The sequence below is a fragment of the Gordonia sp. NPDC003585 genome (genome assembly GCF_040610755.1).
In the GTDB taxonomy this organism is placed as follows: Bacteria; Actinomycetota; Actinomycetes; order Mycobacteriales; family Mycobacteriaceae; genus Gordonia.
The window spans coordinates 37,673-61,042 of sequence record NZ_JBEXMX010000010.1 but is presented as its reverse complement, the minus strand read 5'-3'; the positions used below and the strand labels follow the sequence as shown (position 1 = coordinate 61,042).

Below are 23,370 nucleotides of genomic sequence, written 5' to 3'. Positions count from 1 at the left end.
AGCGCAAGCGAGGAGCCTCGAAGGGGCTGGTGAGCCGACACGCAATCTCGCCAGCGGCTTCGACGCTCGCAGGCTCGCACCTCAGCCATCGGAACCGGGACTCTTCGCGTCACTGCAACAGGTAAATCACTGCGCCGCAGAGTAATACGCCTTCGTCACCGCTACCTGTGTTGGCACTGAGTCGCTCTCACCGTAGGTGACCGTCCACGTCGACCCGGACTTGTCGAAGAGTTGCTTCGAATCGGTCGGCACGAAAACGAAAGTGTAATCCGAGCCCGATGCACACGAGTATGAATACAGGTAACCGACGGGTCCTTGTGGGAAGGCTCCACCGAGGACCTTGACGCAGCGGGCACCGTTGGCGAGTTCCAATCCCCATGGCGATACGTCTGGATCCGGCTGATCGAGCGATGGGAGAGTTCCCGAATAGCTGTAGGCGGTCAGTTCCGTCTTGAAAGGCGAGTACGCGCACAGCAGCCGCCCCTGCGACGGCCAGCAGACGCTGGCCGAGTCTGCGGTGGAACCACAGTGATACACGCCCAGTGTGATCGCACCAATGGCGTTGGAGCAGTATCCAATCGTGCTGCTGTCCCAGGATTGCGTACTGCCGGTGACGGCGAATCCGTTGATCGGGTTGCCCGACTGATCGACGGCGATCACCTTGACCACCTCCGGCCCACCGTCGGACGATTTCTTCGACGGCAGGCAGTGGCAAAGGATCACCGTGGTGACGGTGCCGTCGGCGATCGTGTCGCCACCCTCGTAGCCGATCCGGTAGGCGGTACCGGCCGCCTGGTCGGCGGTGAACACGGCCACGTTGTCGGAGTCTTCGAGTGGTTCGCCGTACAACTCGACGGCCCGCGAACCCGGCGTCCCGCTCGATACCCCGTCGATCGTGGTGCCCGCAGATCCCGGCGGATCACCCGGCGCGATCTCCACGAGCACGTCGTCGACGAAGGCGTAGTCGCAGTCGATCCAGCGGTAGATGGTGCGGTCGCCGTCGGTGCGGCCAGAGGTCGGGAAGCTCGGATTCGCTGCTCGGACATCGGACAGCGACTGCCCGATCGTGATCCCACCCCGTGAGGTCGGGGTGAGACGCGTGGTGGCTGCCTGCGCGTTCTGCGCCGCAGCGAGTCGTGCGGACAGCTGTGCGGCGTTGTCGGCGGTGACGAACAGCCCGCCGCCCTTCTCGGCGATGCAGGCGAGCGACGGGTCGTCGGTCCGGAACCCGACCGCGCTGATCGTGACGTCCGGGCGCTGCTGGTGAATGGCTGCGGCGGTCTCGCACGGCGGCGGCTGGCAGGTCGACTCACCGTCGGACACCAAGACGATCGACGCCGGACCACTCGCCGGAAGCTGCTCGTCGGCCTGCTGGAGCGCCAACGCGATCGGCGTGTAGCCCTTGGCCTCGAGCCCATTGAGAGCGCCTTGCAGCGCCGTGGTGTTCAGAGGTCCGAGCGGTACGACAGTCCGCACATCGGCGCACCCTACGGTCTGCGTCGTCTCGCGGGCCACCTTCTGCGATCCGAACGCGACGACCCCGAAGGGTGTTCCGGCTGGTAATCCACCGGCCAGCGAGGTCACCGCAGCCTTGGCCGCATCCAACCGCGGCCCGGGGGCGTCGGCGGTGTTCATCGAATCGGAGGCGTCGAGCACGACCATCGTCGGCACCGGATTCGGTTGGACCTGTTGGTCCGTCTCCTTGGTCGGCGTTCCGTCGACGCTGCAGCCGGCGAGCAACAGCGCGGCAACGACGGTCAGCCAGAGAATCGGAAGCGCACGATTCCGAATGATTTGTCGTCGACGCGCGGGCATGCGAAGGACCCTACAACGGCCGTACCCGATTCGCGTGGAATGGCCGGCGTCGAGTCCTCGAGATCGCGTAGTGCACTACTCACGACACCCGGCTTCACCGGGCGCAGAGTCGGTACATGTCCGCAGAAGAACAACAGAAGCTCGATTCGCTCTACGCCCTCGACAACGTCGTGACGGTGAAGATCACCATGCCGCCCGCGGACTGGGAGTTCGTGCGCAACGAGCAGCCGAAGGGCGGTCGGTGCAACTTCGATTGGACGAAAGGTGCGCGCTACACCTGGCGTCGGGCGTCGTCCGTAGAGATCTCCGGTACGTCGTTCCCACCGAAGACCACCTTCACCAACGTCGGGATCAAGAAGAAGTCCTTCTGCGGGTCCATCCGCAGCGACAAGCCTTGTCTGCACATCGATTTCGCCAAGGACAACGAGGCAAACAAGCCACTCATCACCGGGCTGATCGGATCGCGATATCTGACCCTGAACAACTCGATCCAGGACCCGTCATTCGCCCGGCAAGTGGTGGGATACAAGCTGTTCGAGCTCGCCGGCCTTCCCTACTCCCGATGCAACATCGTGCGGGTGCTGGTGAACGGCAGGCCGATCGGGCAGGGCATCCCGACCGCTCCTGCGCCCGGCGTGTTCGTCAGCGTCGAACCGGTGATGCCGCGCTACATCGAACGCAACTTCGCCCACCGCGACGGCAACCTGTACGAGATCGAGCACACCGACGACTTCATCGACAAGCGCTTCGATTTCATCGGCGTCGAAGACCTCTCGGAGTTCGACGACAAGGCCGACCTCCGACTCGCGATCAACCATCTCAAAGCCCACGGCATCGCCGGCGCCGCGGACGTGTTCGACCTCGACCAGTTCATCCGGCTCTACGCCATGGACTTCTTCCTCAAACACTGGGATGGCTACTCGCGCAACACGAACAACACCTACGTCTACAACGACGTCGCCGCCGTCGCCGCACCCGGCCTCGACAATGTGCACTTCACGCTGATCCCCTGGGGCCTCGACCAGATCCTGCAACCCAAGCGCCACTTCTTCATGGGCGACGACGGCATGCTGGCGGACATGGTGCGTAAGGATCCGACGCGCCACGCCCAACTCCTCGATCAGATCCGCGACCTGCGGCAGACGGTGTTCGGCCGCGATGTGCAGCAGTCGGTGTCAATCCCGATGATCGAGAAGTTGCAGGGCATCCTCACCCCACTCGGCGTCCCCAACCTGCCAACCGAACTCGGCACCGTGCGCAAGCAACTGCGTCTGGCGTTGTCCGCCGGATACCTCGCGGGCGGGCTCACCGCCTCCGACGCTGTGTACATCCGCGACGACGCCACCAACGACTGCCTGCACGCATCCACCGAAGCCATCCCACCCGAGTCGATCAACTTCGAGGTCACCCACCGTCCGCGTCCGGCCGACGTCCAGGATTCGGACCTGTGGACCGCTGGCGATCTCGGCACGGGAAAGTCGTTGACCAACAAGGCGAGTGGTCGAAACTTACACGCCAGCAAGGGACTCGTCACCAGCAAGGGACACAAGATGCTCTACACGAGCCCCGGCGACAACACCGATCACGCCGAAGAGTTCGCCGTGACCGCCGTCGACGCCGACGAACCCTTCAGCCAGAGCGGCTACTTCGAACTATCCAGCATCCGAACAGGATTGAAGGTCAAGTTCGGCGCTGACGCCTCACCTAAGGGTGCCAGACGCGTGCACCAGGACAGCGTCGCGTCGAAGCTGTTCTTCTCGTGACCCGTCACTGCTGATCGAGCCCACCTCACGCTGATCGATCTCGACACGCTGTCGCCTGCCTTCGTCCCCCTTGTGGAGAGTCCTTTCACCCACCCATGGGGTGTCGTACTTCCTACCTAAGCTGGTTGCCCAAGCCCTGCGGGACGGGCGACAAGAGTGGAGGCGGGGACGTGAATTCGTGTGCACCCGTGTGGATTGCCCCAGCGATAACCGGGTCGATCACCGTAGTCGGGATGTTCGCGGCCTACTTGACGGCCGAACTGGTGGGACGTCGAAACCGCAACGCAGAAAGACGTAAACGTCGGGTGGACCGCGCGGCGGAGTCGTGCGACCGCTTGGAGGCCGCGTACGCCAACTACCGTGTCACTGGCGATGAGACTGCGGCAACCGGTCATGAATTGGCCGCCGCCTCCCGTGCGTTTGCGCGGGCAATAGAGGGCTGCGACGACCGATGGGTGCGGGAGCGAGCAAATGCGTACTCGAATGCTTTGCGCACTTACTACCTGCTGTTCGGCCAACCACGAGATCCACTCGACGAAGACCACGCAGCGCCGAATGTGTCGGCTCTGATAACGAGGAGCGCACAGTTCAGCGCCGCGCTACGCGCCTATGAGGAGCGGGGCTAGGAAAGCGATAGCCGATCCCTGACCTCGCGCGCGGCCGCTCGCTGCACCAGGTAGGTACTGAAATCCTCGTCGCCGAGACGCACTGCTCGCAGGCTACGTGCATGTCGGACCACGAGAATCTCGCGCACAAGTTCGTCAGCGAACGACGCAGTTGCAGCGATCAGATCGCCGCAATCGAGCGTGACGTCTGAATTGCTGAGGTCCATCGGCAAGCTGCTGAGCAGTTCCTGCGCCTTGTCGCGCGAGCCTGCCAGCGTTGGGGCATCAAGGACAGTCATGTCGAACTCTCCTAACCGGGGTGAGGCGTCGCGATGTAGATCCAGCGTAGATCATGCGTGGACGGCGTGAGCCGGGCCGAGCACACGGTGCATGGATACGGGCCACGATAGGACCCACCCCTGACATCGCAAGGTCCGCACGCTCCGCGACACACGTGGGATCGCGACCCACCTACTCCTCCGCACTCGGCAACCGCCACCCGAATGTCGCCGTCGGCGGTCCGCTCGGGGTGAACAACCGCGCCGGCCGACCACCCCCGACGCGTGTCTGCGGTTTGCCCGTCGGATCCGCCAATGGCGCCAGCAGCGGCTCGACGCGACGGTTGAACGAGTCGCGCATGAGTCGCCGCCCGAGCACGGCTTCATGCAGCTCACGCAGGTCGGTGAGCGTGTATGGCGGACGCAGCAACCCGTCCGGGTCGGGCCGGTCCTCGTAGCGCCGACGAAAACTGTCGGCGGCTGCTGCCACTATGAGGTCATGGTCGTAGAGCAACCGCTCACCTGACTCCAACCGTCCCTCCTCGGTGAGCGGTTGCAGCTCACCGGCCACGTGGTGGAGCTCGTCGGACGGCAGTGCCACGGAATGCGCGATCGAGATCGTCCACCCTCGCGGATCTCGGTCAGGTTCACTGAACACCTCCAGCAGGTGCGGGTGAACGTGGTCGGGCGAGAGCCCGAGCTTGAGTTCGAGCACTTCCCGCACCGTCTCGCCGACGGTTCGCCGCTCACGGATGAACCGCCCCGGCAAGGCCGGCCCATCGTCGGACTGCTGCACCACCACGTGCACGCGGCCATCGATGACGGTCAGCACGGCGATGTCGACGGCGACATTCGGCCGCGGGTAGTCGTTCAAACGAGCGCTCTTCGCAGACGCCATGGACAAAGACTATGCGAAAGTCTGCGCAAAGTAGTAATCTCATTTTCACGCAAAGTCGCTTCGGCCCGACGCCGAGGCGGAGAAGGGAGTAGAGCGATGAAGTTCTCCGCCGCTCTGGATGTCAATGTGGTGGCTCACGAGGCCGCCGACGAAGTGAATGTGCTCCTCGAGATCGAGGCTCCCGCAGGCCCTTCGACCACAGACCGCGCCGCGACCGCGCTACAGGTCGTGCTCGACCGCTCCGGTTCGATGCAAGGCGCGCCCATCGACGGAGCCAAGCAGGCGCTCATCGCCCTGGTGCAGCGCCTCGACCCCACCGACGTTTTCGGCCTCGTCACCTTCGACAACGAGGCACAAGTGGTGATCCCGGCCGCTCCCCTGGCCGACAAGGCCGACGCCATCGAGCGCATCAAGGCGGTCTATCCTGGCGGGTCGACCGACCTGTCGTCGGGCTACCTGCGCGGCCTGCGCGAACTGCGGCGCGCCACCGGAGACGCCGACATCCGCGGCGGTACCGTGCTCGTCATCAGCGACGGCCACGTCAACGCCGGCATCCGCGACGCCGACCAGATGGCCGACGTGACAGCACAATCCGCGGGCGATGCGATCGTCACGTCGACGCTGGGCTACGGCCGCCGCTACGACGAGACGATGCTCTCGGCGATGGCGCGCGCCGGCAACGGCAACCACGTGTTCGCCGACAATCCCGACGCGGCGAGCGCTGCGATCGCCGGTGAGGTCGACGGCCTGCTGTCGAAGGTGGCGCAAGCCGTGAGCGTCACGGTGCACTACGAACCGCAGGTGCAGTCGCTGCAACTCTACAACGATCTGCCCGCCAACCAGATCGGCGACGGTCAGGTGATGATCGAGCTCGGCGACCTGTACGCCGACGAGCAGCGAAAGCTGTTGCTGCGACTCGGCATCGACCGCCTGTCTGCGCTCGGTCTCACTCAGATCGCCCGTCTCGAATTGCAGTACGTCGAGATGCCCGACCTCGTCGAGCACACCGTCACCGTGCCCGTCATGGTCAACGTGGTTCCCGGCGACGAGGCCACCGGCCGCGTGCCCGACCCAACGGTCGAGTCGGAGAGACTCTTCCAAGAGGCCCAGGACCACAAGAACAAGGCAGCGAAGGCGTACGAGTCCGGTGACGTCGACGCCGGTAACGAATGGCTCACTCAGTCGGTCCTCCGGATCGATCACGCTTGCGCCATCGCTCCCGACGCCGTCGCAGGCCCGATCGCCGACGAACGCAAGGAGATCCGTCGAATGCGCGCGATGGCCCACGAGGCCGGGGCAAACGTGATGTCCAAGATGGCGTATCACTCGTACCACGAACAGAACCGCAAGCGTGGTCGGCGGCGGAGTTGACTTCCCCACCGCGATCCGAGGTGCGAGCTTGCGAGCCCACACCTCACCGATCAATGGGCGCCACGAACGCACACCGCTCCCCCGCTCCCTGAGGTGCGACAAGCGCGATCCCGCCCCTACCGCTCCCTGAGGTGCGAGCTTGCGAGCCTCGAAGGGCTGGCGACACGACGTCCCAAACCCTCGAGGCTCAGCCATCCACCGCTGGTCGAGCCGACACCGAGCCCCACCCCGCTGGTCGAGCCGACACCGAGCCCCTGGGCGAGGCGTCGTGTCGAGACCACTCACGCAGGCACCCAAAGAAGGGCCACCACATTGCACCTCTCCCCCACCCATTTCGACCGCGCCGCAGGCGTTCTCCTCGGCACCGCCGTCGGTGACGCTCTCGGCGTTCCCTACGAGTTCGATCGCATCGTCCTCCGCGCCGGCGAGGAGGCCCAGATGCTCGGCGGCGGACTGGGCAACTTCGCTCCCGGCGAGTGGAGCGACGACACCTCGATGGCCGTCGCCATCGCCGAGGTCGCTGCCACCGGCGCGGACCTCACCACCGACGACGCACTCGACGCCATCGCAGGGAACTGCCTGCGCTGGCTCGACGACGGTCCGCCCGACATCGGTGTGCAAACCAGCCACGTCCTGCACGCCACACGCGATCGTTTGCGCACAGGCGAGCAAGGCCTCGGCCGCATCATGCGCGAGGAGTCTCAGAAGTACGCGGACCACCGCCCGCGATCCGCCGGCAACGGCGCACTCATGCGCACCGCCCCGGTTGCACTCGCTCACCTCGACAAACGCGACCACCTCGCCGAGGCCGCACGTGCCGTCGCCTCGCTGACGCACGCCGACCCACTTGCGGGCGACTCCTGCGTGGTCTGGTGTGAGGCCATCCGCATCGCCGTGCTCGACGGCCGCTTCGACATCCGCGCCGGTCTCGACCTCCTACCCACCGAGCGCGCCGCTCAATGGTCACGATGGCTCGACGCCGCCGCCACCGACGACCCGAAGTCGTTCAATCCCAACGGCTTTACCGTCTCCGCACTACAGGCTGCGGCTGCCGCCATCATGCAGACACCCGTACCCGCCGACACGCCCTCAGAACACTTCCAGCACTCGCTGCACAACGCGATCCGCATCGGCCACGACACCGACACGGTTGCAGCCATCGCCGGCGGACTTCTCGGTGGTCGGTGGGGCGCGGAGGCGATTCCCGCAAGCTGGCGCAGCGACGTCAACGGCTGGCCCACACGAGGAGATCGACCGAGTGACCACCAGGATCTCGTCGCGCTCGCCGCTCAAGTTCGGCACATCATCGAGCAGTAACGCCGCAATCGAGGTTGGCGATCAAGAACATGACAGTTGACACCCACCACAGCCGTGGAAATCGAATCACCCCGCTCAAAGCGGCCTGGTGACGGCACCGACTCTGGCCAGTTCCGACGATCAGTCTGGATAGATGAAGACGGTACGGATGCGAACTCGGCGTCGTGGCTCAGCTGCTGACCTTAAGCACTACCAACGCGTCTGATTGGAGACCCGCACGATGGCGGCGACCGCACCCGAGATGCCCAAAGACACGCGAGACATGTGGATACCCCCATCAGCATTCCTCCTTACGTGGAATCCGGCCCGCACCTCCGATGAAGGTATGGCCGAGGCGATAGTCTCAACCGCGTCGGGTGTCCCGTGGACTGAGAGTTGGTCCACTGGTGGGCGGCGCCAAGGTATCGAGCCCGGCGACCGCGTTTACCTGCTTCGTCAGGGGACCGCCGGTCGTGGAATCGTCGGTAGCGGGATCGCGATCTCACACATCGAGTCCGACCAGCACTGGGCCGACAGCTCCAAGACCGCGAACTACATTGACGTCGAGTGGGATCGCATCGTCGCAACAGAGGATCGACTCGACATCGAGGATCTGAAAGCGGCATTCCCAGGGCAGAATTGGAGGCCACAAAGCAGCGGCACCCAAGTGCGCCCAGAAGTGTCCGCGGGCGTCGATCAGCTGTGGTCTGAGCACATCGCCCAGACACTGCCACCTGCCGCGCCGGGAGGCGGCCAGGGACACCAGACCCTCACCGCGATACGAATCAAGATCGAGATGGCAGCCCAGAATCGCCTGATGGCACACTTCGAGTCAGAAGGCTGGACAGTTGAAGACACCCATCTGACGCATCCGTACGACGCCAAAGCCACCCGTGGGCGCGAGGTCTGCTACCTCGAGGCCAAGGGCACACAGTCGAACGGGGCGACGGTGATCGTCACGAAGGGTGAGGTCGACCATGCTCGGAACAATCCTGGCCGGTGCGTCATCGGGATCTGGTCCGGCATCACGTTCGACGGCGACGACGTCGATGAGCTTTCTGGCGACTTCCGGGTGATGCCGTTTGAACCCCGGTACGAGGAGCTGACGGCGAAGACCTTCGACTGGACAACTCCGTAGAACTCCTGCTCGGTTTCGTGCCTGTCCGCCGCCTATCGGTGCTCGCGGACCTCGCCATCGCGGCGGCTCCGCCGCAGATGTCGGCTCCAAGGACTGCTTAGCCACTCCAGTCCGGGGCAAGTTACTCTTGCCCCTCGCTATCGTCGGATTCCGTGGGGAGACTCGCGTGAGCGCGGTCGGCCTGCGCCATCTCGGCGCGGATGACACCCACTCGCTGCGCGGTTTCGGGGTCAGCCAGCATCTCCGCGAGTCGCTCGTTTCCACGCATGAAACAAACATTACTTCGAAACGATATTGCTTGCAGGCGATATCGGTGCTGGTCGCTATCTGGCTCCCTACGCCAACATCTCCCGAATATCCGCCGCGCTCAACGCGGTTCCGAATAGCTCCCCGTCATCCACGACCGCGTCGAACAGGGCTCGCTTGCGTTCCTGGAGTCGCACGACGCGTTCTTCGATGGTGTCCGCCGACACCAGTCGGTACACGTTGACGGGACGCTGCTGTCCGATGCGGTGGGCACGGTCGACGGCCTGCGCTTCGGCGGCCGGGTTCCACCAGGGGTCGCACACGAAGCAGTAGTCGGCCTCGGTCAGGTTGAGCCCGAACCCGCCGGCTTTGAGGCTGATCAGGAAGACCTGGTTGACGCCGGAGGTGAACTGCCGCACAGCTTTATCGCGCTGCTTCGCCGACATCGAGCCGTCGAGGTAGCTGTAGGTGATACCCGCCTCGTCGAGGTGGGCGCGCACGATGTCGAGGAAACGGGTGAACTGGCTGAACACGAGCGCGCTGTGTCCCTCGTCGACCAACGCCGGCAACTGCTCCGACAGGTAGTCGACCTTGGCCGAGTTCACCGCGTTGTGTGACGAATCGACCAGCGCGGCATGCAAACTCAGCTGGCGCAGCATGCTCAGCGAGCGGAACACCTGGAAGCGGTTCTTCTCCCAGTCGCCGAGCAGTCCGAGCACCTTCTGGCGTTCCCGCGCGAGGCGGGTGTCGTAGATCTTGCGGTGCTTCGACGACAGATCCAGCACCATCGCCTGCTCCTGCTTGGGCGGCAGGTCGATGGCAACCTGGTCCTTGGTGCGACGCAACATGAGCGGCTTGATCCGACGCCGCAGCGTGTCGAGACGCTCAGGTGCCGAACCGGATTCGATGGGTTTGCGGAAGTAGTTGGTGAAGGTGGTCGGCGACGGGAACAGGCCGGGCGCGGTCACCGACAGGAGCGACCACAACTCCATCAGGTTGTTCTCCATGGGCGTGCCGGTGATGGCCAACTTGAACGGCGCCTCGATCCGGCGCGCGCACTGGTGCGTCTTGCCGGTGTGGTTCTTGATGAACTGCGCTTCGTCGAAGATGACACCGTTCCACTGGAATCGGTCGAAGTCGTCGAACCCTAATCGCAGCAAGGTGTACGACGTGACGACGATGTGCGCGCCGTCGACCTGCTCGTCGAACGGGATCTCGCTGCGCTTGCCCGTCGCCGTGACCGCCGAAACCTTCAGCCCGGGAACGAACTTACGACACTCGGCGACCCAGTTGGGCACCACGCTCGTGGGTGCGACCACCAGGAACCGAGCGCCCTTGTCCGCATCGACGGCACGGGCCACCAACGCGAGGGTCTGCACTGTCTTGCCCAACCCCATGTCGTCGGCGAGGACACCGCCAAGCTCGTTCTTCCATAGGAACGACAGCCAGTTCAGGCCGTCTTGCTGATACTGCCGCAGGTCGGCCTTCAGTAGTGGAGACGGCTTCACCGGTCGGGGTGGCCTGGCTTTCGCCAACCGTGCCATCCGTTGACGCCACTGCTCGAGTTGTTTGTCGACGACGCCCAGCGCGAGCAGTTCCTCCCAGAATGTGGCGTTGAGGCTGCGCGTGCTGACGCGGTCGGCGTCAATCTCGCCAAGCGTTCGAGCCTCGACGAGCAACCCGGTAAGCCGCAGCAGCTCGGGAGTGTCGAGCGCGATGTACTCATTGTCCGGCAACAGCATGTGTGTTGCCCCGGTGGCCAATTGGGCGATCACGTCCGCGATCGGGAGTGCCAGTTCGCCGACGGTGACGGTGACCTCGAGACCAAACCAGTCGTTGCCCGGCTGGTCGTCGGCGCTGAAGGCGATCTCGGGCTGATGCGCCGCTGGACGGTACTCGTCGGCGCACCGGTAGTCGACGCGGATGTCGGGCTGCTCGCGCATTGCCGGAATCACTTCACCGCAGAGCACGGCCAGTTCCGGCAGCGTCAAGGTCATCGGGTGACGCAGCATCGTCACCGACGCCTCGGCCACCGCATCGAAGTGCGAGGCAGCTGCGTCGAGGCGTTCGATGGCGTCGATCGCATCCTGGGTGGGGGCACGCCGAGCTTCGGTGACCAGCCGCAGGATCGTGTGATACGTCCAGTGGGAGTTCAGGAATGCCACCGTCTGCATGTCGGGTGTGATGCGCGTCCACAGTTCCTCTTCGGCGGCCTCGTCGCGGTAGGCCGTGGCACCGATGGGCTGGGATGGGTCGAACACGACGTTGGCGTCGTTGACCCGATAGCCGACGCTCCAGGAGTAGCGAGCACCATTCTCGGAGTCGGTGACAGTCAAAACCGCTTCGGGGCCTTCAACTTTCGGTGGCGTAAGCACACCGTCGGCGACTGTCACAGCGCGACGCTGCGAAAGATTGGGCAGCACGTCGAGACTGAACTCGGCGAGGTCGGCCGACGGGATGACGATCTCCGAACCCTCTTGCAGCGCCTCGAACTCGCGTGCTGTCACGGCCTGCTCGAGCGGCGCAAGAGTCAGCACCCCATCGGCGATGCGCCACACCCCGTGCGGGTCAGGCAAGCCGATGGTGTCGACTTCGGCGGCGTCGATCACCTCGCCGTCGATGACGAGTTCCCCGAACAGCTGGGCACCGTCGGGATGTGCGGTGATCGCATAACCCAGCGACGCCCGACCAACCCGGATCTCGTTCACGCGCAGCGACGGTTCGGCGATCAGTTCGACGCCGTCGGCGGCGACGTCGGTGAGTAGTCGCCACAACGCGCGCGGCGGGGCGGCCAGCGACACGGTGTCGTCGGTGGACGAGTATCCGTAGGCTCCACCGGCCAGCACGCGATACATTGCGCGCAAGGAGGCCTGCTGGTTGGGGTCGAGCCCGGCGGCGTAGGGCGACACGACGTCGCGCCACGTGGCACCGGTCTTGATCCAATTGCCGCGCGCGCCGACTGTCATTGGGCGCAGGGTCAGCACACCGTCCCCGTGGCGGGTCGGGGTGGTCCGCCCGACCGCCAGCGCCAACGGTTTCCCTCCCGAGTTCGTCGACGCCGAAGAACCGCCGACGATGTCTCTGACCGCCGACCGCCACGTCCGGGGTAGCGGTGTCACTGTCGTGGACCGAGTTGGCGCGACGATGCCTGGCAGCGCAGGCGCAGGAGCAGGTGCAGGTGCTGCGGTCGCTCTGCTCGCCGCCAGCAACAACGCAACCACATGCTTGCAGTCGGTGCGTGCAGGGCAGGTGCACACCGTGTGACTGATGCTCGCGACCGCGGGTTCGCCACGAAAACGGATGTGTTGACGGTAGCTGTGATGAAAGCCTTTATCGCCCGAGACTGTGCCGGTCAGCGTCAAGCCGTCTTCCGACCACTCATGGTCCTGCACGCTCCGCCCACCCGAAGACGCCCGCCCGTTCGCGATGGTGTTGGACGTGAATCTCCTGCCCAACTCGGCGACACTGACGGTGAGCGAAGGGGTGGTCACGATGGTCGAGAATACTGCGCGTGACGGCCGGAGACAGACTGCACACGGGGGTGTCGCAGCGACCGAAATTGCCTCTGACCTCGTGCGTCACACCATCCCCAACCGCCTCACCACTTCCCCTCCGCCGACCTCCCGCACGAACTCCGGGTCGCCGCACACGACGAGCTGATCCCGCGCTCGCGACAGCCCCACATAAAGGCGTTCCCGCGACCGATCACGCGGTTTCGACTCGTTGAGCGCCAGCACCACGACGCGTCGTTCGAGCCCCTTGAAACCAAGGACGTGCCCGTAGAACACCTGCTCGGTATCCCAGAACGTCGCCCAGTACGACTTGTTGCCCTCGCTCTGCCGCTCCACCTGCTCGGGGTGGCGGCTCCCGGTCGTCAGCAACGCGATGTCCTCGGCCCGCCAGCCCTCCTCCATCAGCGCCTCGACCTGATCGTCGGCCATTCCCAACGCGTCGTCGGGGGCGCACGGCACGAACCGCACCTCCGCGCCATCACCGCCACGCAATTGCATACGCTGTCCGACAAGCGGTTTGAATGCTTCGGCGATCTGCTTGGTGTTACGCAGATTATGGTCGAGGATCAGCGGCACCAACGGAACCGGCGGCGACCCTTGCCGATCGAACACACGCTGCCCCTCGTCGCTGAACACGTAGATGCCGCTCGCATCCTCGTCACGCAGGCTCGCGAGCAGCGGACGCCACCAGGAGTCGGCGAAATCCTGCGCCTCATCGACGACGATCGCGTCGAACCGCTGCCCCGGTGGGAGCTCCAGTGCTTTCTCGAGCATCAGTCGCGGCAGGTCGTGCTCCCAGAACTCCGACGCCGCCTTGGTCCGTTCGAGCTCGTCGGGCCCGCTCGGTGCGCCCCACTGCACACCGAGGTCGTGAAACTCGCCCACATAGGCCGGACGCTCCTGCCGCTTCCACGTCGCGGTGAGCCGCTCCAGGTACGACGCGAGGCCATGCGAGTAGCAGATCAGTGCGACGCGTTGGCCCGACTTCGCCAGTCGCCGAGCCTGTTCCACCGCCAGGAACGTCTTACCGCTCCCCGCACCGCCGCGGATCTCCACTCGGTGCAGGCTCCGGATGGCCCGAGTACCACGGCCTGGTGTTCGGTCAGCGAATCCGCGACATCCTCGTTCTCCAACGCCCGAGCCACGACGTCGCGCTGCGGCAGACCCCGACCGCCCAGCGCCGTACGCAACTGCTCGATGCCGGCCGCGTCGACAACGGGCAGGTCGCCGCTCTTGTCCAGAAGCACCTTCCTGATCAGCGGCATCAGGTGATCAAGCTGGTTGCGATCGATCACCTTCCACCGCGGACAGTCCGGCACCGCAAATGCCGGCTCGAACTCGGTGTGCGGGAACACCACCACGTGATCCCACCGCACCCGACCCTGCGTCCACCGCGGATCGGATTCGACGAACTCCCGCAACGCGTAGCACCCAAACCGCACCTGCTCGACGGGATCAATCCGCTTGGGAGGCTGCCCAGTTCGTTCCTGCCACCACGACTCGCCGTCGTGCCAGACGTCGCCGCCCTTGACCTCGACGCACACGATCCCCGCGCCCTCGATGGCCACCACGAAGTCGATCTCATGGTCCTTGTCGTGGTCGGTGACGCGCTGACCGGCAACGACGAAGTCCTCGTCGAGTAGCTGCCCGGTGAGCATTTTCCACACTTTCTCCTCGCTCGACGCTGCGAACCGCGGGTTCTCGGGGTAGGTCTGCACCATGCCGCCATGATGCCCGAAACTGTCGTACCCCCCTCCTATTCTGAGGATGCAAGTTGATTCCCGACCCATCAGCTTGGCACGAGGAGCGATGGCCCTCAACCGATGGCTGAGGTGCGAGGAGCGCAAGCGACGAGCCTCGAAGCCCCGGTGAGATCACTCAGGGAGCTATCACCCAAAGAGAGGAGCCATCATGACCGGCTTCAATTTCGACACCCTCGTCGACGACGCCTGGCGGGCGTTCCGCAACGACCTCGCCGACCGTCTCAGCACCCTGCCGATCGGCAGCGAGTTGACCGTCGCACAGTCCGACGAGTTCCCGGAGGGACCGCACGGCGTCATCACCTTCACCGTGACCCGCGCGCACCGGGTGCGTGCCACGGTGCAGGTGTCCGACCTGCACAGCACCCGGGAGTTCTGGGTGGTCCATGTGAAGCAGATGCAGGGAGCCAACTGGCGACTCCTGAATGACGGACGCCTGATCTACGAGGTCTCGCGCCGACGCGTCGACGAACTCGCCCACCTGGCGGTGTGGACACTGCGTGAGATCTGGGAGGTCGTCCATCCCGCAATGCTGGCCGACGCCGCGCCGATGCCGCGCGAGGCGTCGCTCGCCATCGCCACCGTCCCCGATTCACGAGATCATCTGCTGCGCTGCGTCATCGAGGTGATCTCCGACATCGCCGGGCAGCGCATCCAACCCGACGAGGACGGTGATATCGCTCTGCCCACCAACACGGCCCCGTCGTGGCTTCGCGTGCTCGGCGAGGAACCAACGGTGGAGCTGTTCACGACGCTTGTCGACGAGGTGCCCGACACGGCGAAAGCTGCGGAATACGTTGCCACCGAGTCGGTCCAGTTTCCCGGCGTGAAGCTGGTCCTGCACGAGACCTCGGTCATGGCGTTCATGACCCTGGACGTACGCGTGTTCCATCGGGTGAATCTCGTCAACGGTCTCGGCCGCTGGTTCGAGTTCATGACCGACTCCGCCCCCGAGGTCATCTCGGCGATCACGCACGCGGACAGCCCTTCTGAGCCCGACGACGGCAGTCTGCCCGACCCGCTGCAGACGCTCGTCGTGCTCGATGACGACGGCACCTCACTGAGCGCGCACGAGGTCGCGGTGATCTGCGACCACGACCAGTCCGCGATCCTCGACTACATCCGCGTCACCCAGCAGCAGTCGATCGAGTGGAGCAACTCCGCCGACGAAGCCGAGGACGCCGGTGATGCCGAGGAAGCAGCCGCCTGCCGGCACGAAGAACAGGTCTGGCGCGCCACCACCGAACAGCTTCGCGCGGCGCTGCGCCTCGTCGTGCTGGGCGGTCCGGCCACGATCACCAGAAAGGTTGAAATGAACCCGAATCCACAGCAGCCGACACACCGGCAGCACCCCCGCAGCCTGGTGCTCACCAACAGGCACGACAGCGACGGAACCATGTTCCGAGTGATCGCACTCGACGACAACGGAGCGCTGCGCATCGAAGGCCACGACGTCGGCCGCGGCGTCGAGCGCTTCTTCGGACACGACGAGTACGAGTTCACCAAGGCGTTCTCGACAGAGGAGACCACTCGGCTGCGCACGCTACTCGGGCTCAACGCCGACGACGATCTGCTGACGACGATCGCCGAGCGTTTCGGCGACACCCCGACGCTGGAGCAGTTCCTGACGGACTCCGGGATCGAAGGAACGTTGTTCAACCGAATCGGCTGACGATTCGTACCGTGATAAGGAGAACCATGACCGAACGCGACGACAGTGCAACCGCAGCCCAGGCACCGAAGAAGGTGCTCTACATCGACATGGACAATACCCTCGTCGACTTCCAGTCCGGTATCGACCGGCTCAGCGAGGTCGAGCAGGAGACCTTCAAGGACAACCTCGACGACGTGTCCGGCATCTTTTCGCTGATGGACCCGATGCCCGGGGCCATCGAGGCATACCACCGATTGGCCAAGGAGTTCGACACGTACATCCTGTCGACGGCACCGTGGGACAACCCACTCGCGTGGACCGAGAAGCTGCTCTGGGTCAAGATGCACCTCGGCCGCGACGAGACCTCGCCTGCTTACAAGCGGCTGATTCTGTCGCACCACAAGAACCTCAATCGCGGCGACTACATCATCGACGACAGAACGGCACGCGGCGTGGACAAGTGGGAGCAAGGCAAGCACATCCACTTCGGGCAAGATTCCTTCCGGACCTGGGATGACGTGCTCGCCTACCTACTGCCGCGCGCCTGATACTGATCGTCGTCAGCGACCACACCCAGCAGATCCTCAGCTGGACGCATACGGCCGGCTACTATCGACGGTATGGAACAGGGTGATGATTTGTTCGACCCGCAACCCCGAATCATCGACCTCTTCGCCGGCCCGGGCGGCCTGGATGTCGGCGCCGCCTGGCTCGGAATCCCCACGACGGGCATAGAACTGGACGACAACGCCTGCGCAACCCGCGAAGCAGCAGGCCTGCACACAGTGCAGGGAGATGTCACAGACCATGGCCCCGCAGATTTCCCGGAAGCAACAGTCCTCACTGGCGGCCCGCCGTGTCAGACATTCACGGTCGCAGGTAGCGGCACCGGGCGAAGGTCGCTGGACGAGATCGTTGCGTTGGTGGCCAGGATGGCCGACGGCGACGACGCGGAAGACAGCCTCACGGTGTTCGAAGACGAACGAACCGGTTTGGTCCTCGAACCCATGCGGTGGGTGCTCGAGGCCTTGAGGGCCGACGCTCCCTTCGAAGCCATTGTGCTAGAGCAAGTGCCGCAAGTGCTGCCCGTCTGGACCGCATTTCGCGTGGTTCTCGAGCGCTACGGATACGGAGTGGACCACGATATCGTCCGCACAGAAGAGTTCGGTGTGCCGCAGACCCGCCGACGTGCTGTGCTGATTGCGCGCCTCGAAGACGAGGATGTCAAACTTCCGGAGACCACCCACCAGGCCTTTCGCAAAGGAATGCCAAGCCAAGCCAAGCCCGATCGCGAGCCCTGGGTCTCGATGGCCGATGCGCTCGACAGGAAGTCGGCCTTTACGGTGATCTCCAACTACGGAAGTGGCGGTGATCCGCGCAACCGTGGGCGCCGCAGGTCCGACGAACCATCGGCAACCGTCACCGGAAAAATCATGCGCAATCGTCTACACCTCGCCAACGATGACTTCAGCCGGTTCACCCATCAAGAGGCAGGCCGCCTTCAGACATTCCCCGCCGACTACCCGTGGTCCGGCAACGATATCGGACAACAAATCGGCAACGCGATACCTCCAAGGCTCGCAGTGCACATCATTGCGGCAGCACTCGGGACAACCGTCAACATGAAAGACCTCGACACCGCGGTCCGGAGTTCGTGGGAGGTCACCAAGACCGGCACCATTTCCATGCGACCGCTCGACGCGCACGATGCGCCCTTGGTCCTACTCGACCGATAAGCCCTATACCGAAGCGCCAGAAGGAATTTCGGACAGATAGCCTGCCAGCGTTTCCCGCGTGTTCTCGTCGACGACCCAATCGTTGAATCCAACGCCGAAGACGGTTCTCTTCGAGACCTTCGACTTCACCGTTCCAGCGGCCACGGCCGGGTTGCGGAAGACCCTGCCCACCAGCGCAGTTGCGCCCTGCGCAAGCGCAATCCGCAGCTTCGAAGAATTCGGATCAAAGAAGCCGACCACGCGGCAACCCTCGTACTCGAGGAAAACACGCAGTTCACCATCTACCCAGTGCTTTCCAGCCGTCGTCGGCACCGGCACTTCCTCTTGTACGGTATCGGCGGCCAACTGTGACTCGGTCGCCGCCTCCGCCAGACCTGGCTCCGTTTTCACCGATGTAGCGGTGTGCCGGTCTGACACCACAGCACCGTCAGTAACCGAATCGATCTGGTGTTCAGACAGTTTCAGCAAATCCCACCGGTTGAGTCCATCCTTGACGACCCACGGCTCAATACTCAAGAAACCTTCATACCGAAGGCGGGGGTTACTCTTCGTTTCTGCCTCGACCACCTGCTTGACACGTTCCGAGTAGGGCCCGACCGGCGCTACGTAGAAAGCAGGTGGGGTCTCCCCGCGATCGAGGAAGACCACCGCGTCGAGTTCCGGGGCGGTATGCCTGAGCTCTCCATCCTGCTTGCTGATGCGCCAGCTGCCTCCCACGCCGCTGTGCACGCGCACCCATCGTTTTTTGCCGTCCGCATTGCTGATGACCAGTATTCCCGGTGAATGCCCCTCGGACCTGCGTGCAGTCCAGCCGAGCGATTCAACCTGATCGATGACCACCCGAAGCGCCGGTGCCACATTGGACTTGACTTCTGGTGTGCGCAAATCGCTTACAGCCTCAGGCGCCTGACCCGGTTCATCCGTTTCGTTGTCCGCACTCGCATCGGGCTCATCATTTGCCACTTCGCTGTGTGATTCGAACTCGGCCACGTGACCGCCGAGCGCCACCCAGAATTCGTTCAGGCGATCCAATGAGACCGAGGTAAATAGCGAATCGCGTTCACAAAGGACGCCGCGAATCCGGGCTGCCTCAGCGGGCTCGGCACCGATGACAGAGAACGTCCGCGCCAACCCGTCGAGAGCGAGAACGCGATCGTCTACGGCCCGCGACTCCCGGCCACCTACGCCAACGATCTCGTCGGCGACCTTCATCCAAGTGATGCTGTCGATGCCCTGCATCAAGGCCTGTTCAACCTCTAGATCAGGCAGAAGCCCGCGCAACTCACGCCACGTGATAACGCTCTCGTGCTCGTCGAAGATGTCCAAGATCGCGTCGCGCGGATTCCATACCACTGGCTCGACCACAGTTGCGGCGTCGTCCGCGTCGTCGACCTCGTCGGGCAACGGTGCCTGCGAGAGCCACTCCTCCAACCGGCGCGCAGCCTCGCGTGGATCGAGGTCATCGCGCTCGACTGCTACCGCGAACAACTCATCGAGATGGGTCTCGGCGCGCGAACCCACATCAGGGTCCTCGATGGTCGCATTCACATACACGACCACCATCGCCGTTCTACCAGGCCAATCGGCCGGATGCACGACACGACCCATGCGCTGCAACATCTGCGCGCGAGTCCGGGCTGCAGCCGTCACCACGCCTACGGGTGAGGTGGGAATGGCCACGCCCTCGTCGAGCAAACGCGAGGTCGCAAGCAAGTCGATCGACCCACTCGCATAGCGACCGAGGATGAATGCAACGTCGCCGTTCTCTGGAACGGCTTCGGTCACCACATCAGAGTTCCGTGCTGCCTTCGCGATGGCCGTGGACATTTCATGAGAGGCCGTGAAGACCGTCGTGCGTCGGGCATCTTTGACGCCTCGTGCGATGACCTCAACTGCGGCCGCCTTGGACTTGCACTCAGACAACACCCATCGACGATCGTCGACTGCCTCCAGGTACTCACGCGCCAGGAAACTGATTTCACCGACGAGTGATCCGGAGTCGATCTCAACAGCAGTGTCATACACACCGCCGCTGAGATCGACACCGGTGTCGCGGAGCTTGCGTTCGGCCCGATCAATTCGCCGAGTGAGCTCGTCGTACTTCTCCCGTTCCGAGACCGAGAATCTGACACCGACCGTCAACACCAGAGGTTCACCGAGAATCGATTCGTCGACCGCGCGCCGGTAGTCGCAGCCCTCGATCAGGTCACCGAAATATGGTCGAAGGATGCGTTCGGCCTGGGGATTCGACCATTCGTATGACGCCGTCAACCCAAGCTTCTCGGTGATCTCCTGACGCGGGAAGACGACGTCCGTGTAGTCGGCGACACCGAGACGTTGCAGCTCGTCGACCACGAGTAGTCCGCTATCCCGAAAGGCCGTGAGGTGTCGCTTGCCCAGGCCTGCGACGGTCGTGACCACGATCTGTTCGCGGATCGCGAGAGCCTTGGACCCGTCGGGGGCACCGATCTCGACTCCGGGAAACGCCGCCTCCAATATGCTGCGCCAGTGATCGACGAGGTCTCGGTCAGGGACCAAGAGCAACGTCGGCACTCCGCGGCGACGCGCTTCAGCAATGGCAGCGATTCCAACATCGGTCTTTCCGGCGCCGGTGACGGCCTCGATGACTCCGGACCGTCCCGCAGCAAACCACTTCTGAAATGCCTCCGCCTGCCAAGGACGAAGCGGCCTGGTCATCCCGAGTCGCGTCGCGAGATCGTCCGGCGAGACGACTCGCCATTCGTCGGCGCCTTCCGGTGGTTGAACGAATACCTGGTCGTTGTCGAGCAGGACCTTCTGCACGGCCGTCACCGTCTGCGATAGGCGCTCGGCCAGTTCAACGGAAGTGAGCGGGCCGACCCGGGTGATCTCACCAAGAACCGAATCACCGAGTGTCTGCATTGTCCCGTGTCCCCTGTCGCTGACGTCCGCTAGGTTGATCTCCAAGTATTAGATCAACTCACACCGACGAGGTTCACCGCCATGAAGGCCGAGGGCAAACTTGTCCGCGAATTGTTCGAAGGCGAGCAGTGCCTGGTTGTACCCGTCTTCCAAAGACCGTACGTGTGGAATCGGGTCCGCAACTGGGAACCGCTGTGGGCTGACATCGTCGCGGTGGCGGATTCGATGTCGACCGACTCCTCGTCCGAACCGCACTTCCTCGGCGCTGTCGTCCTCGATTCGACCGACAAGGACTCTGCAGACATCAGCGTGCTGCAGGTCATCGATGGACAGCAGCGCATCACAACGCTGCAGATCGCTCTTTGCGCCATCCGGGATGCGTTCTCCACTGCTGAGGTTGAGCGCGTCTTCATCAAGGCGCTGAACAAACTCGTCACAAACGAAGATCAATTGTCGACAGCAGACTTCGCGCCGTACAAGGTGTGGCCGACGCTCCGGGACCGTGAGGTCTTCGCCTCGATCGTCGATCACACCGCCTCGAAGGACGAGTCAGATTCCCGGCTGGCTGATGCGTACCAGTTCTTCTATGAGGAAGCACTGACGTGGCTGGCCGAGAACGACTCCGATCGTGCCGCCATCAAATCGCTGGTGGACGCCCTGCGAATCGGTTTGCAGTTGGTCGTCATCGAACTCACGGCCAACGACAACGCTCAGGTGATCTTCGAGAGCCTCAACGATCGCGGTACCCCGCTGCTGCCCAGCGACCTCGTCAAGAACTCACTGTTCCAGCAGTTGGAACGCGCCGGCGCCGACGTCGAGCAGATCTTCGACGACCATTGGCGTCGACTGGAGACACCGTTTTGGCAAGAGGAGGTTCGGCAAGGCCGCTTGATCAGGACGCGCGTCGACGCGTTCTTCGCCCACTACCTCACGATGCGGACCGGAGACGAGGTCCTGGCAACCGGGCTGTTCAACCGTTTCAAGGACATGTCCTTTGGGATGTCGCGAGACGATCTTGTCGCCCTGACACAGGAGATCGCGGAGTGCAGCGATCTCTACCGCGGCATTGTCGATCGATCGGGTGAGAACGATGCCCACGGACGCCTCCTCGAGACGGCCGAGACACTCGATACGACGGTCATATCACCGGTTGTGCTGTACCTCGATCGCGTGGCCGATGAGGCCGATCGCGCCGACGCCTTCGGGTACATCGAGTCGTGGCTCGTTCGGCGCGCGGTGCTGCGGTCGACCAGCAAGAACTACAACCGCATGCTGCTCGATCTGCTCAAGCTTCTGAAGCGCAGCACTGCACCCTACGCACCGACAGTGCGTGAGTTCTTGCTTGACAACACCTCGGAATCCGGGCGGTGGCCAACCGATGACGAGATCCGGGACGCGCTGATCTCAGCACCGATATTCAAGAACCTCACACGTGCTCGGATGCGCATGGTGTTGCGCGGCTGCGAGCGAGGGCTCCGGTCGGACACAGGGGAGATTCCCGGCCTCAGCGCCATGGAGTACGCCTTGCTTGCGACTTCAGGCGACGACGTGGACGACACCCTTCGCGGAGCGTTGGGCAACCTGACCCTGTTCTCACGTCCTCGAGACCTGGCCAAGGCAACCACTTGGGAATCACGTCGCGGATTGTTGTCCGCCTCGGATCTCACGCTGAATGCTCGACTGCCCGAATCACTTTCGGGTGTCGAGATCACTGTTCGTGGCTCCCGCCTCGCACAGGGATTCTGCGCGACATGGCCGCACCCTGATTCCGCGCCGGCCATCGAGCCCGACGACGACATCGATGAAGAGACCCCGCCGGATACATTGAATTGGGTAGACGAGGCGTGGACCGAGATTCAGCAGTTCTTTGAAGGGCTGCCCGTCGGATCGGTGTCGCGTGTCGAGGATCGGGTTTCCCTCACTGCCGCCGACCACGGCTCTCTGGAGGCACTGAGTGGCGACCCGCTGACGGGGTACGCCTTTCGGGAGATAGCGGGAACTCTTTACATCGAGAAGATGCCTGCTGAGGTGTCGTCCGCCGCTGTCGACTCGGCCGGATCGAGTCCGGTTTTCTCGCACTTCGAACCGGTTAGCCCAGATGTGACAGGCACCCGAGCGGTGTATGAGGAGACCATCGGCGACCTCATGCTCGCCGGATTCATCGAAGAGGGCGACAGGGTTTACCACGAACAACCCCGTAAGGGGCGCTCGTTCGCGGCCCGAATCAGTAGGGCAGGCCGACTATTGGTAGGTGGCCGCGAGTTCGCGAGCCCTTCCGGCGCCTTGTCCGAACTGGTCGGCACCAACCGGAATGGTTGGCGCCATTGGCGTCTGGAGCGAACCGGAGAAACCCTGGAGCAGGTCCGCGAACGATTTCGACGCAGGGGAAGTGACTGA

At 63.9% G+C, this 23,370-nt stretch carries 13 protein-coding genes and 1 pseudogene; 8 read left to right on the top strand and 6 right to left on the bottom strand.

Annotated features, from left to right (window positions below):
* Window positions 1-126: 126 nt before the first annotated feature.
* Window positions 127-1,815 carry a VWA domain-containing protein gene (locus ABZW74_RS04340; protein ID WP_355274274.1) on the bottom strand — a complete coding sequence of 563 codons (1,689 nt, stop codon included), beginning with the start codon at window positions 1,813-1,815 and terminating at the stop codon, window positions 127-129.
* A gap of 116 nt (window positions 1,816-1,931) precedes the next feature.
* Here ABZW74_RS04340 and ABZW74_RS04335 point away from each other — a divergent pair, with 116 nt between their 5' ends.
* Window positions 1,932-3,578 carry a CotH kinase family protein gene (locus tag ABZW74_RS04335; protein WP_355274271.1) on the top strand — a complete coding sequence of 549 codons (1,647 nt, stop codon included), beginning with the start codon at window positions 1,932-1,934 and terminating at the stop codon, window positions 3,576-3,578.
* 622 nt (window positions 3,579-4,200) lie between these two features.
* Here the strand turns inward: ABZW74_RS04335 and ABZW74_RS04330 are convergent.
* A complete protein-coding gene (locus ABZW74_RS04330; RefSeq protein ID WP_355274269.1) occupies window positions 4,201-4,482 on the bottom strand; it encodes a hypothetical protein in 282 nt (93 codons plus the stop codon).
* A gap of 172 nt (window positions 4,483-4,654) precedes the next feature.
* On the bottom strand, window positions 4,655-5,359 hold the full coding sequence (locus tag ABZW74_RS04325; RefSeq protein WP_355274266.1) for an NUDIX hydrolase: 705 nt from the start codon (window positions 5,357-5,359) through the stop codon (window positions 4,655-4,657).
* A 96-nt stretch (window positions 5,360-5,455) separates the two neighbouring features.
* Between ABZW74_RS04325 and ABZW74_RS04320 the strand changes: the two genes are divergently transcribed.
* The 3 genes from ABZW74_RS04320 to ABZW74_RS04310 all read left to right on the top strand — a co-directional run bounded on the left by ABZW74_RS04320 (window position 5,456) and on the right by ABZW74_RS04310 (window position 9,164).
* Window positions 5,456-6,730, top strand: a complete 1,275-nt coding sequence (locus ABZW74_RS04320; RefSeq protein WP_355274263.1) for a VWA domain-containing protein — start codon at window positions 5,456-5,458, stop codon at window positions 6,728-6,730.
* Window positions 6,731-7,042: 312 nt separating this feature from the next.
* Window positions 7,043-8,047, top strand: a complete 1,005-nt coding sequence (locus ABZW74_RS04315; protein WP_355274260.1) for an ADP-ribosylglycohydrolase family protein — start codon at window positions 7,043-7,045, stop codon at window positions 8,045-8,047.
* Between the two features lie 325 nt (window positions 8,048-8,372).
* Window positions 8,373-9,164, top strand: coding sequence for a DUF3883 domain-containing protein (locus ABZW74_RS04310; protein WP_240856788.1), 792 nt, complete (start codon window positions 8,373-8,375; stop codon window positions 9,162-9,164).
* A gap of 335 nt (window positions 9,165-9,499) precedes the next feature.
* On the opposite strand, the gene ABZW74_RS04305 is transcribed toward ABZW74_RS04310, so the two are convergent.
* Entirely contained in the window at window positions 9,500-12,901 is a 3,402-nt protein-coding gene (locus ABZW74_RS04305; RefSeq protein ID WP_355274256.1) for a DEAD/DEAH box helicase, read from the bottom strand.
* An 87-nt stretch (window positions 12,902-12,988) separates the two neighbouring features.
* A pseudogene (locus ABZW74_RS04300) lies at window positions 12,989-14,643 on the bottom strand (NERD domain-containing protein/DEAD/DEAH box helicase).
* 190 nt (window positions 14,644-14,833) lie between these two features.
* Between ABZW74_RS04300 and ABZW74_RS04295 the strand changes: the two are divergent.
* From ABZW74_RS04295 to ABZW74_RS04285, 3 genes are all read left to right on the top strand, one after another.
* Window positions 14,834-16,354 (top strand): hypothetical protein, encoded by a 1,521-nt coding sequence (locus ABZW74_RS04295; RefSeq protein WP_355274254.1) that lies wholly within the window; start codon window positions 14,834-14,836, stop codon window positions 16,352-16,354.
* A gap of 26 nt (window positions 16,355-16,380) precedes the next feature.
* Window positions 16,381-16,884 (top strand): hypothetical protein, encoded by a 504-nt coding sequence (locus ABZW74_RS04290; protein ID WP_355274251.1) that lies wholly within the window; start codon window positions 16,381-16,383, stop codon window positions 16,882-16,884.
* Window positions 16,885-16,956: 72 nt separating this feature from the next.
* A complete protein-coding gene (locus ABZW74_RS04285) occupies window positions 16,957-18,072 on the top strand; it encodes a DNA cytosine methyltransferase (RefSeq protein ID WP_355274248.1) in 1,116 nt (371 codons plus the stop codon).
* 3 nt (window positions 18,073-18,075) lie between these two features.
* Here the strand turns inward: ABZW74_RS04285 and ABZW74_RS04280 are convergent, their stop codons facing one another.
* Window positions 18,076-20,973: a DEAD/DEAH box helicase family protein gene (locus tag ABZW74_RS04280; protein ID WP_355274245.1), complete on the bottom strand. Its 2,898-nt coding sequence runs from the start codon at window positions 20,971-20,973 to the stop codon at window positions 18,076-18,078.
* Window positions 20,974-21,054: 81 nt separating this feature from the next.
* Between ABZW74_RS04280 and ABZW74_RS04275 the strand changes: the two genes are divergently transcribed.
* On the top strand, window positions 21,055-23,370 hold the full coding sequence (locus ABZW74_RS04275) for a DUF262 domain-containing protein (protein WP_355274242.1): 2,316 nt from the start codon (window positions 21,055-21,057) through the stop codon (window positions 23,368-23,370).

Coding starts and splice junctions, on each gene's coding strand:
- ABZW74_RS04340 (WP_355274274.1), bottom strand. CDS start 1,815: ATGCCCGCGCGTCGACGACAAATCATTCGGAATCGTGCGCTTCCGATT.
- ABZW74_RS04335 (WP_355274271.1), top strand. CDS start 1,932: ATGTCCGCAGAAGAACAACAGAAGCTCGATTCGCTCTACGCCCTCGAC.
- ABZW74_RS04330 (WP_355274269.1), bottom strand. CDS start 4,482: ATGACTGTCCTTGATGCCCCAACGCTGGCAGGCTCGCGCGACAAGGCG.
- ABZW74_RS04325 (WP_355274266.1), bottom strand. CDS start 5,359: ATGGCGTCTGCGAAGAGCGCTCGTTTGAACGACTACCCGCGGCCGAAT.
- ABZW74_RS04320 (WP_355274263.1), top strand. CDS start 5,456: ATGAAGTTCTCCGCCGCTCTGGATGTCAATGTGGTGGCTCACGAGGCC.
- ABZW74_RS04310 (WP_240856788.1), top strand. CDS start 8,373: ATGGCCGAGGCGATAGTCTCAACCGCGTCGGGTGTCCCGTGGACTGAG.
- ABZW74_RS04295 (WP_355274254.1), top strand. CDS start 14,834: ATGACCGGCTTCAATTTCGACACCCTCGTCGACGACGCCTGGCGGGCG.
- ABZW74_RS04290 (WP_355274251.1), top strand. CDS start 16,381: ATGACCGAACGCGACGACAGTGCAACCGCAGCCCAGGCACCGAAGAAG.
- ABZW74_RS04285 (WP_355274248.1), top strand. CDS start 16,957: ATGGAACAGGGTGATGATTTGTTCGACCCGCAACCCCGAATCATCGAC.
- ABZW74_RS04280 (WP_355274245.1), bottom strand. CDS start 20,973: ATGCAGACACTCGGTGATTCGGTTCTTGGTGAGATCACCCGGGTCGGC.
- ABZW74_RS04275 (WP_355274242.1), top strand. CDS start 21,055: ATGAAGGCCGAGGGCAAACTTGTCCGCGAATTGTTCGAAGGCGAGCAG.